The 15,361-nt window shown below is 69.2% G+C and carries 16 protein-coding genes; 5 read left to right on the forward strand and 11 right to left on the reverse strand.

Annotated elements, in window-relative coordinates:
- Window positions 1-23: 23 nt before the first annotated feature.
- The 5 genes from ACFY2Z_RS32500 to glyA are packed head-to-tail and all read right to left on the reverse strand — an operon-like array spanning window position 24 to window position 6,414.
- Window positions 24-653: a sarcosine oxidase subunit gamma gene (locus ACFY2Z_RS32500; protein ID WP_390747641.1), complete on the reverse strand. Its 630-nt coding sequence runs from the start codon at window positions 651-653 to the stop codon at window positions 24-26.
- A complete protein-coding gene (locus ACFY2Z_RS32505; RefSeq protein WP_390747642.1) occupies window positions 646-3,564 on the reverse strand; it encodes a sarcosine oxidase subunit alpha family protein in 2,919 nt (972 codons plus the stop codon). Before ACFY2Z_RS32505 ends, ACFY2Z_RS32500 begins: the two co-directional genes overlap by 8 nt.
- Window positions 3,561-3,857 (reverse strand): sarcosine oxidase subunit delta, encoded by a 297-nt coding sequence (locus tag ACFY2Z_RS32510; RefSeq protein WP_390747643.1) that lies wholly within the window; start codon window positions 3,855-3,857, stop codon window positions 3,561-3,563. The genes ACFY2Z_RS32505 and ACFY2Z_RS32510 overlap by 4 nt, the downstream gene beginning before the upstream one ends.
- Window positions 3,858-3,880: 23 nt before the next feature.
- Window positions 3,881-5,101 (reverse strand): sarcosine oxidase subunit beta family protein, encoded by a 1,221-nt coding sequence (locus ACFY2Z_RS32515; protein ID WP_390747644.1) that lies wholly within the window; start codon window positions 5,099-5,101, stop codon window positions 3,881-3,883.
- On the reverse strand, window positions 5,098-6,414 hold the full coding sequence (gene glyA, locus ACFY2Z_RS32520) for a serine hydroxymethyltransferase (protein WP_390747645.1): 1,317 nt from the start codon (window positions 6,412-6,414) through the stop codon (window positions 5,098-5,100). Before glyA ends, ACFY2Z_RS32515 begins: the two co-directional genes overlap by 4 nt.
- Window positions 6,415-6,509: 95 nt before the next feature.
- Here glyA and ACFY2Z_RS32525 point away from each other — a divergent pair, with 95 nt between their 5' ends.
- Entirely contained in the window at window positions 6,510-7,175 is a 666-nt protein-coding gene (locus ACFY2Z_RS32525; RefSeq protein ID WP_390747646.1) for a GntR family transcriptional regulator, read from the forward strand.
- A 347-nt stretch (window positions 7,176-7,522) separates the two neighbouring features.
- Here the strand turns inward: ACFY2Z_RS32525 and ACFY2Z_RS32530 are convergent, their stop codons facing one another.
- The 4 genes from ACFY2Z_RS32530 to ACFY2Z_RS32545 form a co-directional block, all read right to left on the reverse strand.
- Window positions 7,523-8,308, reverse strand: a complete 786-nt coding sequence (locus ACFY2Z_RS32530) for an alpha/beta fold hydrolase (RefSeq protein WP_390747647.1) — start codon at window positions 8,306-8,308, stop codon at window positions 7,523-7,525.
- Between the two features lie 422 nt (window positions 8,309-8,730).
- Complete coding sequence (locus ACFY2Z_RS32535; RefSeq protein ID WP_390747648.1) at window positions 8,731-9,204, reverse strand: carboxymuconolactone decarboxylase family protein; 474 nt, start codon at window positions 9,202-9,204, stop codon at window positions 8,731-8,733.
- A 161-nt stretch (window positions 9,205-9,365) separates the two neighbouring features.
- On the reverse strand, window positions 9,366-9,986 hold the full coding sequence (locus ACFY2Z_RS32540; RefSeq protein WP_390747649.1) for a DUF5134 domain-containing protein: 621 nt from the start codon (window positions 9,984-9,986) through the stop codon (window positions 9,366-9,368).
- A 70-nt stretch (window positions 9,987-10,056) separates the two neighbouring features.
- A complete protein-coding gene (locus ACFY2Z_RS32545; protein ID WP_390747650.1) occupies window positions 10,057-10,500 on the reverse strand; it encodes a cupin domain-containing protein in 444 nt (147 codons plus the stop codon).
- Between the two features lie 345 nt (window positions 10,501-10,845).
- Between ACFY2Z_RS32545 and ACFY2Z_RS32550 the strand changes: the two genes are divergently transcribed.
- The 3 genes from ACFY2Z_RS32550 (at window position 10,846) to ACFY2Z_RS32560 (ending at window position 12,817) form a co-directional block, all read left to right on the forward strand.
- Entirely contained in the window at window positions 10,846-11,001 is a 156-nt protein-coding gene (locus tag ACFY2Z_RS32550) for a hypothetical protein (RefSeq protein WP_390747651.1), read from the forward strand.
- Between the two features lie 391 nt (window positions 11,002-11,392).
- The gene (locus tag ACFY2Z_RS32555) at window positions 11,393-12,139 is read left to right on the forward strand and encodes an SDR family oxidoreductase (protein ID WP_390747652.1); all 747 of its coding nucleotides are present in this window, start codon (window positions 11,393-11,395) and stop codon (window positions 12,137-12,139) included.
- Between the two features lie 360 nt (window positions 12,140-12,499).
- Entirely contained in the window at window positions 12,500-12,817 is a 318-nt protein-coding gene (locus tag ACFY2Z_RS32560) for a YceI family protein (RefSeq protein WP_390747653.1), read from the forward strand.
- Between the two features lie 159 nt (window positions 12,818-12,976).
- Here ACFY2Z_RS32560 and ACFY2Z_RS32565 read toward each other — a convergent pair whose 3' ends face one another.
- Entirely contained in the window at window positions 12,977-13,225 is a 249-nt protein-coding gene (locus ACFY2Z_RS32565) for a WhiB family transcriptional regulator (RefSeq protein ID WP_390747654.1), read from the reverse strand.
- Between the two features lie 244 nt (window positions 13,226-13,469).
- Between ACFY2Z_RS32565 and ACFY2Z_RS32570 the strand changes: the two genes are divergently transcribed.
- Complete coding sequence (locus ACFY2Z_RS32570; RefSeq protein WP_390747655.1) at window positions 13,470-14,363, forward strand: RNA polymerase subunit sigma; 894 nt, start codon at window positions 13,470-13,472, stop codon at window positions 14,361-14,363.
- A 29-nt stretch (window positions 14,364-14,392) separates the two neighbouring features.
- On the opposite strand, the gene ACFY2Z_RS32575 is transcribed toward ACFY2Z_RS32570, so the two are convergent.
- Window positions 14,393-15,328, reverse strand: coding sequence for a sigma-70 family RNA polymerase sigma factor (locus ACFY2Z_RS32575; RefSeq protein ID WP_390747656.1), 936 nt, complete (start codon window positions 15,326-15,328; stop codon window positions 14,393-14,395).
- Window positions 15,329-15,361: the final 33 nt, after the last annotated feature.

Raw genomic sequence — 15,361 nt, forward strand, 5'->3', positions numbered from 1 at the left:
GTGATCGGACGCGCTGAGCCGCGTCAGGGCACCTCCGGGCCCCGGAACTCGCTCATCGCGTCGATGAGCCAGCGCGCCAGGTGGTCGGCGAACGAGGAGCGTGGGAACAGCCGGTATGTCGGCGCGTCGTCGGTCTGCCAGAGCAGCACCGCGACGGGTCCCACCGTGGTCGACACTTCCCGGCCGGGACCGAAGGCACGGGGGTGCAGGTCCAGCGGGCAGCCCTTCTCCAGCACCTGCCGGGCGGCCGGGCCGCTCAGTTCGAGTGTGGTGCGATGGGCCGAGACGTCCACGACCGAGCCCGGTGCTGCTCCCAGTGCCTCCCGCAACTCGGCGGCCACAGTGGCCCCGTCGGCCTGGGACAGCACGAGCCACTCGTCCGGGCCGAGCCAGAACAGCGTGTGGGATGCCGATGCGGTGGTCCGGCCGCACTGGCGAGGGAGCGGTGCCCCCAAGGTCTTCTCGATGCGGCCGGCCCCGTCGGAGGCGGGGTCGACGCGCAGGTTCACCATGGTGACGAACGGCCGCTCGGTCAGCGTGACGCCTCGAACGCCGGTGACCGCGGCGGCGCGCATGCGCTCCTCCAGATGTGCCAGGGGGCTGGTGCGCAGGGCCACGGGGCCGGCGCCTGCATCGATCGTCGGCTCAGCCATCACGCTTGGTCCCTTCCGGGTCGTAGAGGACGAAGTCGGTCACCTCGACGGGTACGAGGTCCTCGCCCACCGGGGCGAGCAGGGTCTCGCCGATCCTTGTCCGTCCGTCGGCGACGAGGGCGAGGGCGAAGGGGCGGCCGAGGGCCGGGCTGTGGTAGCTGGAGGTGATGTGGCCGAGCATCGGCACCGGCCCGGCTTCGGGGGTGAGTGGCACGTCCGGCGCGACGAGCTGGGTGCCCTCGCGCAGTCGGGTCCTGCGATCGGTCGGGAGCAGGCCGACCAGCTGCTTGCGGTCGGTGCGGGCGGTGTCGGCGCGGGAGTAGGACCGTTTGCCGATGAAGTCCTTCTGTTTCGAGACCACCCAGGACATACCCGCGTCCTGGGGGGTGACGGTGCCGTCGGTGTCCTGGCCGACGATGATGTAGCCCTTCTCGGCCCGCAGGACGTGCATGGTCTCGGTGCCGTACGGGGTGATGTCGTACGGCTCTCCGGCCTCGTGGACCTGCTGCCAGACGGCCGAGCCGTACCACGCGGAGACGTTGATCTCGTAGGCGAGTTCGCCGGAGAAGGAGATCCGGCAGATGCGGGCGGGGACACCGGAGGCCAGAGTGGTCTCGCGGAAGGCCATGAAGGGGAACGCCTCGGCGGACAGGTCGAGTTCGGGCGCGAGTCGGGCGACGACCTGGCGCGACCGGGGGCCGACGACGGCGATCGTCGCCCACTGTTCGGTCACCGAGGTGCAGTGGACGTCGAGCTCGGGCCACTCGGTCTGCAGCCACTCCTCCAGCCACTCCAGGACCGCGGCGGCGCCACCGGTCGTCGTGGTCATGAAGTAGCGGTTGTCGTCGAGGCGCAACGTCACACCGTCGTCGAAGATCATACCGTCGGGCTTGCACATCACGCCGTAGCGGGCGAGACCGGGCTTGAGCTTCTTGAAGCCGTTCGTGTAGATGCGGTTGAGGAACTCCCCCGCGTCCGAGCCCCAGATCTCGATCTTGCCCAGGGTGGAGGCGTCCATGAACGCCACCCCCTCACGGGCAGCTCGGCACTCGCGGGCCACGGCCGTGTCCATGTCCTCACCGGGCCGGGGGTAGTACCAGGGGCGCTTCCACTGCCCGACGTCCTCGAACACCGCCCCTTGAGCGACATGCCGGCTGTGGATGGAGGTCGTGCGCTCCGGGTCGAACAGTGCGCCGCGCTCGCGCCCGGCCAGAGCGGCGAAGGCGACCGGTGTGTACGGCGCCCGGTAGGCCGTGGTGCCGATCTCCCCGGGGGACGCTCCCCCACCGAGGGCCTGGGCGATCACACCGATCGCGTTGACGCCGGACGTCTTGCCCTGGTCGTTCGCCGTGCCGAGCGAGGTGTAGCGCTTGACGTGTTCGACCCCGCGCAGGCCGGCTCCGGTGGAGCGCCAGACGTCGGCGACGGTGACGTCGCGCTGCAGATCGACGAAGTGGGTGTCCCAGCCACCGGGTTCGCCGGCAGGGGCGGGTACCAGCCACAGGGCACGCATCGGGCCTGCCCCCGGCCGTACGGCAGCGGACGACGACACGGGAACCGGGAACCCGGCGTCCGTCGCCGCTCGCGCACCGGCCCGCGCCCCCTCGGCCAGACAGCCGTCGAGGTCGTACGTCCCGCCCGCCGCACCCACGATCTGCTGGTCCCGAACGGCGCGGTCGGGCACGAAGGCGACCAGGTCCTCGTCCCAGCGCAGCCGGCCCTGGCGCTGGCTGTGCAGGTGCACCACCGGGCTCCATCCGCCCGACACGGCGAGCAGGTCACAGTCGAACGACTTCGGTTCACCGGCGAGCTGACCGTCCTCGTCGAGGGCTTGGACCGTGACGCCGGTGAGTCGGCCTCCCCCACTACGTGGGAGGTGCCCCCCGCCCGCGGTGTCGACCACCGTGCTGCCTGTCAGCACCTGCAGCCCGGTTGCCGCGGCGACCTCGGCGGCGCGGTGGGACAGTTCGGGGCGCGCGTCCACGACGGCGACGACGTCGATCCCGGCGGCGTGCAGGTCGGCGACCGTGTCATAGGCGCTGTCGTTGGTCGTGCTCACCACGGCCCGCGAGCCCGGAGCCACGGCGTACCGGTTGAGGTACGAGCGCACGGCCGCCGCCAGCATCACCCCGGGACGGTCGTTGCCGGCGAAGACCAGCGGACGCTCGTGCGCGCCGGTCGCCAGGACCACCTGGCGGGCCCGTATGTGCCACAGCCGCTGGCGCGAGACGCCTTCGGACGGGTCGGGGGCGTCGGCTCCGAGATGGTCGGTACGCCGTTGCAAGGCGAGCACGTAGTTGTCGTCGTACGACCCGAACACCGTGGTGCGTTGCAGGACGACGACCTCGGGGGCGGCCTCGAGTGCCGCGCGCACCTCGGCGACCCACTCCAGGGCGGTCCCCGAGCCGACCGTCTCGGTCCGCCCGGAGAGCAGCGAGCCGCCGGGCTCGGGCTGGTCGTCGACGAGGGTCACACGGGCGCCGGAGCCGGCGGCTGCGGCGGCGGCCGCGAGCCCGGCCGGTCCGGCGCCGACGATCAGTACGTCTGTGTGCACGTACTTCTTGTCGTAGACGGCAGGATCGGGGGCCGGGTCGAGCCGTCCCATGCCGGACAGGGTCGTCGCGGTCAGGCCGTCGTACAGCTCCACGGTCGTGGCCGGCACCATGCCCTCCGAGCACGGGCCGTCGAGCTGCAACAACGCGTTGGGTTCCTCGACACCCGCGGCGACGATGCCGCGCGGGCGGCCGCGGTAGAGCGAGGGGGCCACCTCGACGAGCCCGTTCGCCAGCATCGCAGAGGCGACGGTGTCTCCGGGGTGGCCGGTCAGTTCCCGTCCGTCGACGGTGAACCGCAGCACGGTGCCGCGGTCGATGCGGCCCCCTTGGCGGAGCCGGAAGTGCTGGTCGGTCATCGGTTCCCTCCGGCCTGGGGCAGTTCGGGGCGGGGTTCGTCGAGCCGGTAGGCGGCGAGCACCTCGTTGGTGACGGTGTCGCGCAGGACGTTGAACCAGCGGCGGCAACCGGTGCTGTGCGCCCATCGCTCGGCGAAGGGGCCCTTGGGGTTGTCGCGGTAGAAGACGTACTCGGCCCACTGCTCGTCGGTGAGGTCCCCCGGGTTCTCGGGGTAGGGCACGTGGGCCTGGCCGCCGTAGTGGTACTCGGTCTCGTCCCGTGGACCGCACCAGGGGCAGGTGATCAGCAGCACGGTGTCCTTCTCTCCAGAGGCTTTCAGTGGGCCACGGCTGCTGCGCCGTGTTCGTCGATCAGTGCGCCCGTCGCGAAGCGGTCGAGGGCGAAGGGGGCGTTGAGCGGATGCGGCTCGCCCGTGGCGATGGTGTGCGCGAAGGTCCAGCCGGCGGCCGGCGTGGCCTTGAACCCGCCGGTGCCCCAGCCGCAGTTGACGTAGAGGTTCTCGACCGGAGTGACGCCGATGATCGGGGACGCGTCCGGGGTGACGTCGACGATGCCGCCCCAGGTCCGCAGCACATGCGCCCGGGCGAAGACGGGGAACAGCTCGACGGCGGCGGCCATCTGCTGCTCGATCACATGGAAGGAACCCCGCTGCCCGTAGCCGTTGTAGGCGTCGATGCCCGCGCCCATCACCAGCTCGCCCTTGTGCGCCTGGGAGACGTATACGTGTACGTGGTTCGACATCACCACGGTGGGATGCACCGGCTCGTGCAGCTCGGAGACCAGCGCCTGGAGCGGATGGGACTGCACCGGGAGCCGGAAACCGGCAAGGTGTGCCAGCACGCTGCTGTGACCGGCGGCCGCGAGGCCGACCCGGCCGGCGAGGATGCGGCCCCGGTTGGTCTCCACGCCCACGACCCGGTCGCCGTCCTTGAGGAAGCCGGTGACCTCGCAGCCCTGGATCAGGTCCACGCCCAGCTCGTCGGCCCGGCGAGCGAGCGCCCAGGCGACGTGGTCGTGCTTGGCGATGCCGGCCCGCGGCTGGAAGGTGCCGCCGAGGACCGGGTAGCGGGTGCGGGGTGAGACGTTGAGGATCGGGCATACCTTGGCGACCTCGTCCGGCTCCAGCCACTGGGCGTCGACTCCGTTGAGGCGGTTGGCGTTGACGCGGCGCACTCCCTCACGGACGTCCTGGAGGGTGTGCGCGAGGTTGAGGACGCCGCGCTGACTGAACAGGAAGTCGTAGTCCAGCTCTTCCGGGAGCCCTTCCCACAGCTTGAGCGCGTGCTCGTAGATCGCCGCGCTCTCGTCCCAGAGATAGTTGGAGCGGATGATCGTGGTGTTGCGTGCCATGTTGCCGCCGGCCAGCCAGCCCTTTTCCAGCACGGCGACGTTGGTGATGCCGTGGTTCCTGGCGAGGTAGTAGGCGGTGGCGAGGCCGTGGCCTCCCGCGCCGACGATGACGACGTCGTACGACGAGCGCGGCTCGGGGTTGCGCCAGAGGAAGTCCGGGTGCTCCGGCAGCGGCTCGGTCGTCATGCCGCGTCTCCGTTCAGGTGGGGATAGAGGGGGAACGCGGCGGCGAGCTTCTCGACCCGGCCGCGCAGCAGGTCGGCATGCTCGTCGCCGAACTGTTCGTCGTGCAGGGCCTGGGCGAGGATGTCGGCGACCTCCCGGAACTCCGTCTCGCCGAAGCCTCTGGTGGCCAGGGCCGGTGTTCCGATCCGCAGCCCTGAGGAGACCATGGGCGGGCGGGGGTCGAACGGCACCGCGTTGCGGTTGACGGTGATGCCGATGCGGTGCAGCCGGTCCTCGGCCTGCTTCCCGTCGAGCGCGGAGTTGCGCAGGTCGACGAGGACCAGATGGACCTCGGTGCCGCCGGTCAACACCGTGATCCCGGCCTCGGCCACGTCGTCGGCCAGCAGCCGGCCGGCGAGGATGCGGGCGCCGTCCAGGGTGCGCTGCTGGCGCTCCTTGAACTCCGCGCTCGCCGCCACCTTGAAGGCCACCGCCTTCGCCGCGATGACATGCTCCAGCGGGCCGCCCTGCTGGCCCGGGAACACCGCGGAGTTGATCTTCTTGGCCAGGTCGGCACGGCTGAGGATCACCCCGCCGCGCGGGCCGCCGAGGGTCTTGTGCGTGGTGGTCGTGACGACGTCGGCGTACGGCACCGGGCTGGGGTGCAGGCCCGCGGCCACCAGCCCGGCGAAGTGGGCCATGTCCACCATCAGGTAGGCGCCCACCTCGTCGGCGATCCGCCGGAACGCGGCGAAGTCCAGTCGGCGGGGGTACGCCGACCAGCCCGCGACGATCATCTTGGGGCGGTGGGCGAGAGCGAGCTGTTCGACCTCGTCCATGTCGATGCGCATGTCGGACTCACGCACGTGGTAGGGCACGACGTTGTAGAGCTTGCCGGAGTAGTTGATGCGCATGCCGTGGGTGAGGTGACCGCCGTGCGCCAGGTCGAGGCCGAGGATCGTGTCGCCGGGATTCAGCAGCGCGAACATCGCGGCCGCGTTGGCCTGGGCGCCCGAGTGCGGCTGCACGTTCGCGGCCTCGGCGCCGAACAGTTCCTTAACCCGGGTGATGGCCAGCTGCTCGATGACATCGACGTGTTCGCAGCCGCCGTAGTAGCGGCGGCCCGGGTAGCCCTCGGCGTACTTGTTGGTCAGTACCGAGCCCTGCGCCTCCATCACTGCGGCGGGAGCGAAGTTCTCCGAGGCGATCATCTCGAGCGTGGCCTGCTGGCGGTGCAGCTCGGCGTCCACGGCGGCGGCGACGTCCGGGTCGAGTTCGGCGAGCGGGAGGGAGAGGGCGGAGGCGAGCGTGATCAGCGGCTGGTTCGTTGCCATCTGTGCACCATCCTGGGAGCCAGCTAATGCGCAACTGATATATCAGACTCTGCGGTACGGTATGGGAGCTCGCTGGACAGGTCAAGGGGGCTTTCATGGAGCAGGCGGCGGCAGACCTCACGGGTGAGGAGCTGTCCCTCGCGGAGCGCGCCTACCGCGCCATTCGCGACCGGCTCGTCATGCTCGAGATCCGCCCCGGCGCGCCGATCAACGAGGAACAGCTGGCGCAGGCCCTCGGCGTCGGACGCACGCCGGTGCGCGAGGCCCTCAAGCGGCTCCAGTACGAACGCCTGATCACGACCTACCCCCGGCGCGGAACCTTCGCCACCGACGTCAACATCACCGACCTGGCCCATATCTCCGAAGTGCGCCAGGAGTTGGAGCCCCTCGCCGCCGCCCAGGCCGCCCGGCGCGCCACGGCCAGCGACCGGACGGCCCTGAGGGCGCTACGGCGGCAGCTGGCGGCCGCGGATCCCCGCCGACAGCACGCCGTCGACCTCATGCACCTCGACCTTCAGGTCCACCGCGCCATCTACGCCGCCACCCACAACCCGTATCTGGAAGACACCCTCATCCGCCACGACAACCTGGCCACCCGCATCTGGTGCCTGTTCGTCGACCGTCTTTCCGACATGGCCGGTCATGTCGGGGAGCACGGACCGCTGATCGACGCAATCGTCGCCGGTCACCCCGAGAAGGCGGCACGGCTCGCCCGTAGCCACGTCGAGGGCTTCGAACGGGCCATTCGCGAGGCCATCTGAAGACGCGGTCGGCCGGCAGTCCTGGGACGTCGTGATCGTCGCGACCGGTGGTGCTCCGGCGAACCCCCGCGTTCCGACGATGTCGCCCTTCGCGGGTGTGCGCATCGTCGCCTCCTCGGCGAACAGCGAGGGCGCGCGTTCGAGGCCGCCCGGGTTGAGGGCGGCCTCGAAGGCCGCAGAGAGCGCAGCAGGGTCGGTGACGGCGGTGGTCGTTCCGGGTTCCTCTGGGAGAGGACCAGCACGCCGAAATCCGCGCTGGTCATGCGGGCGGGGTCGAGGAGCGCCGACTGTCGCTGACGACTTCGCAGGTGGCTGGGGGCCGCCGGGACGTCGGTCAGCCGATGGCATCAGGCATGCCGGCGCAGGAACTGCACGAGCTGCGGGTTCACCTGGCCGGGGTGGGTGAGGTTCGGGGTGTGACCCGCGCCAGGCACCGTCAGAAGCTCTTCGGCGCCGGGAATCCCGCTCTGCAGCATCGCGCCCAGTGCATGCGGAATGGGCTGGTCGGCCTCGCCGTGCACCACGAACGCGGGCACGGTGATCTCACCCAGCCGGTCGGTGATGTCATCCACCCCCGTCAGCACGGTGACGGCCTCGGCCAGCCGCTCACGAGGCTGCGCCTTCCATCTCGCCAGCCACTCTTCATGAATCTCAGGCTTGCCCAGCAGCATGCCCAGCAGCACCGGTGCGACCGACTCCGGCCCCGCGCCCCGGAACCCCTCGGACATGCCCCGCATCTGCTCCAGCGCCTCCGGCGGCCAGGCGACGGATGCGGTGTCCACCAGCACCAGGGCGTTCACCCGCTCCGGAGCACGCAGCGCGGCACGCATCGAGAGGAATCCGCCCTGGGAGTGGCCCACCAGCGTCGCCCGCTGAACACCGAGTGCGTCCAGCAGACCGATCAGGTCGTCAGCCGAGTCCCAGTAGCTGTAGATCCGGCCGTCATCCTCAGTCGCCCCGTGCAGACGCTCGTCCCACGTCACACAGCGGAACTCACCCGACAGCGCCTCGACCTGCGGCGCCCACATGTCGTGATCCATGAGGTTGCCGTGGCTGAACACCACGACCGGGCCCTCACCACCACTGTCCTCGAAATACAAGCGCGCACCGTTCACCGTCGTCACGTGCGGCATGGTCATTCTCCTCTGCTGCTGAAAGCGGCGCCGTCTCGCGGCACGTCCTCACGTCGCTGGCTCCGGGCCAGCTGACGTGCTTCAACAGTCACACGCAAGAACGCACAGAGCGAGGTACGACAACGACACTCCATGGTGAAAGTTGGACTACCGAGAACCGGGGCTCGGTGTTCCCGTACGCCGATGGCAGGGCACGCAACACTGCGGCATCTCCCCTGAGCCCGGTGTGCCGCCGCGGGCCGCACTCCGGAAGGCTCACTTGGCCCGGCGCTGCGACGGCTGCCAGTTCGATGTCGCGCGAGCGCATCCAGCGGGTCCGCCGATGTCGGCGAACCCGCTGGATGACATGTACCGCGCCGTACAGAGACCGGCACAGCCGCCCCACGGATCAGTCGAGCCAACCGCGGCCGGCCAATCCTTGCTCAGCTGAACTGGCCCACCTGGTAGCTACCGGCCGGCTGCTTGATGATGATGTTGATGCGGTTGTAGCTGTTGATGATCGCGATGAGGGAGGCCAGCGCAACGAGCTGATCCTCGTCGAAGTACTTGGTGGCGTTGGCCCAGGCCTCGTCGGTGACCCCCTCGGCGGCGTCAGCGACCCGGGTACCCTGCTCGGCCAGCTCCAGCGCGGCGCGCTCGGCCTCGGTGAAGACCGTCGCCTCCCGCCAGGCTGCGATCAGGTTGAGCCGCAGCGAGGTCTCCCCGACGTGGGCCGCCTCCTTGGTGTGCATATCAGTACAGAAGCCGCAGCCGTTGATCTGGCTGGCACGGATCTCCACCAGATGCTGAACGGTGGCCGGCAACGTCGAGTCCACCAATGCCTTGCTGGCCGAGTAGAGGTGCTTCACCACCTTGGCGCCGAGGGGGTTGCCGTAGTAGTTGAGACGCGAATCCATGGGATCTCCTAACCGGGGGTTGCAGTGACACACCATTGACCGGGCAGCCCGGCAACGTGTGACACCGAGAGCTGTGTGATCTGGGTTACCGTGGCCATGCCATCGCGCGCATCGCGATCCGCGACCTGATGAACCCCCATATCGAGGTCCGCGGACGGCAGTCAGCAGTGCATGAGCAGCATGATGGCTGTGCCCAGGGCCATCGATCCGTGCCAGAAGTGGTTGTAGGGCCCGCACATACTGGTGGCGACGTCCACGGTGCCCGAAGCTCCGCGCAGCGTGGGCATGTCGCGGGTCAGCGAACGAAGAGCGCACGCGAGGAGGTACAGCGCCAGCACTCCGGTGATCAGGTCACCGCCCTTCGCCCCCGTGGAGTGACCGACATGCGCGACGTGGTGCGCAGGCGAAAGGCCCTCCGCCAAGGTCTCGTGCGACGGGCCCGCCGTCAGATACGTCATCCAGGCCATCGCGGCCATACCGGCCGCATGTGGCAACCTCCGTGTGATGGCGACAAGCGTGGCCTCCTGAGCCCGCCTGACCGGGGTCAGCAGGAACCACAGCGCGGCGGCGGCGAAGAAGACCGTAGGCGGCAGCTCCGGCAGCATGTGCCCCGAGGTCCACGGCATCACCGCCATGCCCAGGGCCATGGCGGTGTCCAGGACATGGTCCACTCGGCTGCGCCACCCGGAACTTCGCGCCAGGACGCCATGGCGCAGCGCGCGCACAGCCCCGGCCGCGAACAGCGCCGTCAACATCCAGTGCACGACGTCAGCGGCACTCATGCCTCTTCGCCCCCTCCCCCGGAGCGTGACGAGGCCCGTCGCCGTCCAGCTCGTGCGCGCCGGGGGCGGGTCAATCGGTGGGCCGCGGGGCACGCAGGTGAGCCCGCTTCTTCAGTTCCTCCTCGTCGACCAGCGTGAGCATCGGCTGACCCGGCGCGCACATCATGGTCACGACGAACCGGGTGCGCGCGTCAGCCAGCGCGTTGCCGTCCTGGTAATGGATCGCATCGCCACCCGGCTCCCAGAAGGTCCCGCCGGCCTCGATCACGCGCTCGGGCTCGCCCTCCAGCTCGAAGCGGACCGCGCCCTCGACGACGTACCCGAACGCAGGGCCCGAGTGGCGGTGAGGCGGAGTCCCGGGGTCTCCGGGCTCCCACTCGACCTCAATGGTCATCGCCGAGGCACCCTCGGGAACAGAGATCGGTGCGGCGTCCTGCAGCATCTTCGCCGCCGTCCTCCACCCCTCCGACCTCGGCTGCTCGACGGCACCGTGAACTGAGTCCCTGTTCGGCATCGCGTTACACCTCCATGAGTCAGGCTCCTTGTCAGTGATGACCGAGTGCGCGGCGCTTCTGTGACATCAGGCGCGGCATCGGTACGCGTGCAGGTGAGCTCGCTGTTGTCGGCTGCGGCCCGGGCGCCGAGGCGGGAGCGCTTCTTCGGGGCCAGGTGCGGGAAGAACCTGCCGGGCACGATCGCGATCCTGATCTCCGGCGGCGGTTCCTCTTCGGCTTGATGTGCCCGTAGAGCTTGTCCTTGTCCAGGTCGGAGGCGGCGAACAGGTGCGCCTGGACCCTGTCGGCGGGAGCCGTGGACGCTCTCGGGCTGGCTGTACTACTTCGACCCGACCGAGGAAGGGATGGGCGACGATCGCAGCTGGTGGTGGTGGCACGCCGACACCGATGACTCGGGCGGCTGGATACAGGTGGCCACCACCGGCTGGCCGTTCGGAAGCGGTTCACTGTCCTGGCTCATTGAAGCCAGTGGCGGCACGGATCTCGTCCACGGACCTTGAGTAGCGGCGGAACAAGATCGCTAACTACGGGCTGGAGTACCAGTAGGGCTTGGTCAGGTGCGTATTGGTGCTGGTATGTCGCGGTGGCAGGTCGGGCAGGCGCCGGTCCAGGCCGCGAGTAGTGTCTGTAGCTCGCTGAGGACCTGGTAGAGGCTCAGGCCGACGCCGCGTCTTTGGGGGCCCGGGCCAGTCGTTGCAGGGTGCAGACCTGTGACACCCCGGCGCGGACTCCTTGATGGAAGACGTCTCGACGACGGGAAACGGGCCGAATGGTCCCACAGGGGCCGCATCGGAAAACCACCTCGATGTCACAAATCGCGTGTCACAAGCAGAGCCGCTGTCCGGTCTTTCCTGGCACAGGCACCAGGAACATCCCGAGAGGAATTCCGTAATGAAGGTCGTAGTGATCGGTGGGACCGGACTCATCGGCTCGAAGGTCGTCGGCGGGCTCGGCGCGAACGGGCACGAGGCGGTCGCGGCAGCGCCCAGCACCGGCGTGAACACGTTGACGGGCAAGGGTCTGGCCGAGGTCCTTAAGGACGCGTCGGTCGTAGTTGACGTGTCCAACTCCCCCTCGTTCGAGGACCAGGCCGTCATGGACTTCTTCCGCACCTCCACCACCAACCTCCTGAAGGCGGAGGCCGAGGCCGGGGTGGCACACCACGTGGCGCTGTCGGTGGTCGGCACCGGGCGCCTCCAGGAGAGTGGCTACTTCCGCGCCAAGCAGGTGCAGGAGGACCTGATCAAGGCGTCCGGCATCCCCTACTCCATCGTCCACGCCACCCAGTTCTTCGAGTTCATGAAGGGGATCGCCGACGCGGCCACCGAAGGCGACACCGTGCGGCTGGCTCCCGTGAAGATCCAGCCCATCGACTCCGACGATGTGGCCGCGGCCGTCCGGCGCGCCACGGTCGGCAGCCCGGTGAACGGCGTGGTGGAGGTCGCGGGTCCCGAGGCGTTCCCGCTCGATGAGCTCATCCGCGAGGGACTCGCCGCCAGGAACGACCCCCGCACGGTCGTCACGGACCCACAGGCTCGGTACTGGGGTGCCGAGTTGCAGGAGAGCACACTCCTGCCGGGTCCGGGCGCGCACATCGCCGACACCAGGTTCGCCGACTGGCTCGCGCAGCAGAAGTAAGACCTTCGGGTGGTCCTCGCCGACTGGAGAGGACCACCCCGTGCCCCTTTTCTGGCCGACGAGTGGCTTCAGTTGATTCAGCGCTGTCTCCCCTGCGTGACCGTCACAGGCCGGGGTTCGCCTCTGTCCGGGATCCACGCACGAGGTACCGCTCGCCGTGTTCAATCGCAGGGCAGCCACGAGTTTCCGTCCGCCCTCCTCCAGAGGGCCGACGGGTATCTACCTCGTTGACCCGGCCCACAGCACGATCGGCTTGTCCGTCCGGCACACCATGGCGGCCGAGGTACGGCGCATTCACCGTCTTCGAGGGGCTCCTGAAACTCGACGGATCCCGCCCCACCCGGTCGCAGGCCTACTTCAGTGTCCAGACCGGCAGTCTGGGGACAGGAGTCCCGGAGCGGGACGCGCAGGTCACGCCCGGATTTCCTCGATTCGGCGACGTTTCCCCTCATCAGCTTCCGCTCGACCGAGGTCCTCATCGCGGATGGCCGGCTCCGCATGGCAGGCCACCTGCGGATCAAGGACGTCGAAGTGCATGTTCACCTCGACCTCGAGTTCGGCGGAACGAGCCTGGACGCCTACGGACAGCACCATGTCCGCTGCGCGGGAACGGCCGTCGGCACCCAGGTGAGGCTCGTCCTCGGCGTCTGCGCCGTACGGCACGGGGAGACGCGATGACCCGAGCCCGCTCTCAAGCCGCTCGACGCCGGGCTCGCCGTGAGACCGCCTCGGTAGCCGTGCTCGACGAGGGAGGCCACGAAGTCGTCCGCCGCGATGCCAGTCGCCGCGAACATGAGGGCACCACTCCGACCAGCCTCGGCGCCATCGCCCGCGACCTCAGGTCGGTCCCCGAGAGGAGGTCGTCCCGCGTCGTAGCGCACGGCGTTCGCCTTCCGTCAGTCCGCCCCAGATCCCGTCCGCCTGTCCCGTCTCCACGGCCCAGTCGAGGCACTGCTCCACGACAGGACAACGGCCGCACACGGCCTTGGCCTCGTCGATCTGCAGAAGCGTCAGTCCACTGTTTGATATGGGGAAGAACAGATCGGGGTCTACGCGCAGGCATTCCGCGCGCTCGCGCCAATGCATGGCATGGTCACCTCGTTCGGCAGTCACTGGAAAGAAGTGGGTCTGCATATAAGACGGGGCAACCACCGCATCTGTGACATGCAGCCGGATTCCGCGTCGAGCACGTTGATGACACGCCGCTGTACGGCGGCACGGGCCGGCCCGCCGGGGAATGTCACAACGTCCGCGAGTTCCCGGTCTAACGGGTTGAGCCGACATCGACGGCGTTGGTGCGTGCAGGACCGTGCGAGAGGGAGGATGCCGTATGGACCAGAACGATGCGGTGCCGATCGCGGAGTTGTGCGAGGAGCGTCGGTTTCTGCTGGATGTCGCCTGCTGGATGCTGGGCAGCCTGGTCGCGGCTGAGAGCGCTGTCGATGAGGCATACCGCCGGTGGTACGGACTGTCCGATGCGGCACGTCGGCAGATCGCCGTTCCCCGGTCATGGCTGGCGAGGACCGCGGGCGGGATCTGTCTGGGCCGGCTCGCGCTGCCCGGACGGGGGGCGGCCTGGCACGAGGAGGAGTACCGGACGCGGCCGACGGACGTGGAGGAGGAGGCCGTCAGGGTCGTACTCAATGCGCTGGAGTCGCTGTCGCCGGCTGAGCGGACGGCGTTCGTGCTCGGCGGCTTCGGAACGGCCCCCGGCACGGTCACCGACATCGTGGGCCGCACGGAGCCCGAAGTCGCCGAGCTCACCGACCGGGCCAGGCGGTGGCTGCGAGTTCAGCGTTCGCAGTCCACCACGCCGCAACAGCACGATGCCGTTGCCAGCGCGGTCTTCCGGGCATGCGTCACCCAGGACGGGGAACTGCTGGCGTCGCTGTTGTGGTCGGAGGTCGCGGCGTTCTTCGACGGTGGCGGCAAGGTGCGAGCGCTGACCCGGCCGGTGCGCGGCAGTCGGCCGGTCGCCGACAGCCTGCTGACCCTCCTGGCCCGCCTCCCACGCACCGGCCTGACCACCCGCTCCGTCAACGGCCGTACCGGCCTGGTCGCTCGCTACGGCCACCAGGTCGCCGCCGTCATCAGCCTCGACGTCGCCGACGAGCACGTCGCCCAGGTATGGGTCACCCTCAATCCCGACAAGCTGCGGTCCTGGAACCATCCCCACCCCCACACACACGGCGGCCCGGGCTCGAACCGGAGCCGGAGCCTGTGACAGCAGCGGGAGTCGTCACGCCGCCGCAGTCATACTGCGTCCGGAGCAGAGCCGGAGGCGGTCGCGAAGCGGGAACGTGAGTCGAGGAACGCGGCGATCTTGCCGGGGCTCATCACCCACATCAGCTTGTAGATGCCATCCTTCGAGGCGGCAAGGGTCATGAAAGCGATGGGGCGGCCATCCTGGCTGATCACCGCGCCCGTGCCGCCGTTGGCGGCGACCAGCCTGCCCTCCGCTCCACGCCAGAACAGTCCGAAGGCCGAGAGCCTGGCCACACGGGCACGGCCCAGCACAGGTACACGAGCACAGCCCCGCACGCCGTTGCCATCGGCCAGACTCACGCAATCAGGGGCGAGAAGGGCCTCCAGCGCCGCCACATCCCCAGTTTGTGCTGCTGCGACGAAGACATTGAGGAGACGTCGGTGCTCGGCTGCGTCCACACTCTCCCGCTGCTCGTCCAGCAGATGCCGACGAGCACGGCTCACGATCTTCCGTACATTGACGGGGCTGAGTTCGAGGATTCCGGCGATCTCGGCGTAGGAATAGTCGAACGCCTCGCGCAGGACGTATGCGGCGCGCTCGGTGGGGGTCAGCTTCTCCAGCACCAGCAACAGAGCCAGTTCCAGTGCCTCCGCACGCTGCGCGCCCACCTCCGGGTCGGAGCTCGTGTCGATGGGCTCCGGCAGCCACGGTCCGACGTAGGTCTCCCGACGCACGCGCGCCGACTGTGCCACGTTGATCGCCAAGCGGGTCGTGGTGCTCGACAGGAAGGCCGCCGGGTTGGCCACCACCGAGCGGTCGGTCTTCTGCCAGCGCAGCCACACCTCCTGGACCACGTCCTCGGCTTCGACCACGCTGCCGAGGATGCGGTAGGCGATCCCGAAAAGACGCCTGCGGTGCTGCACAAAAACGGAAACGGCCTCGTCAAGGTCGTCGCGGGGCGTGGGGGATGGTTCAAGATGCATGATCTTTTGGCCTCCGTTGCTTCGCTGCATCTA

This window comes from Streptomyces sp. NPDC001222 (genome assembly GCF_042896945.1).
GTDB classification, from domain to species: Bacteria; Actinomycetota; Actinomycetes; order Streptomycetales; family Streptomycetaceae; genus Streptomyces; species Streptomyces gibsoniae.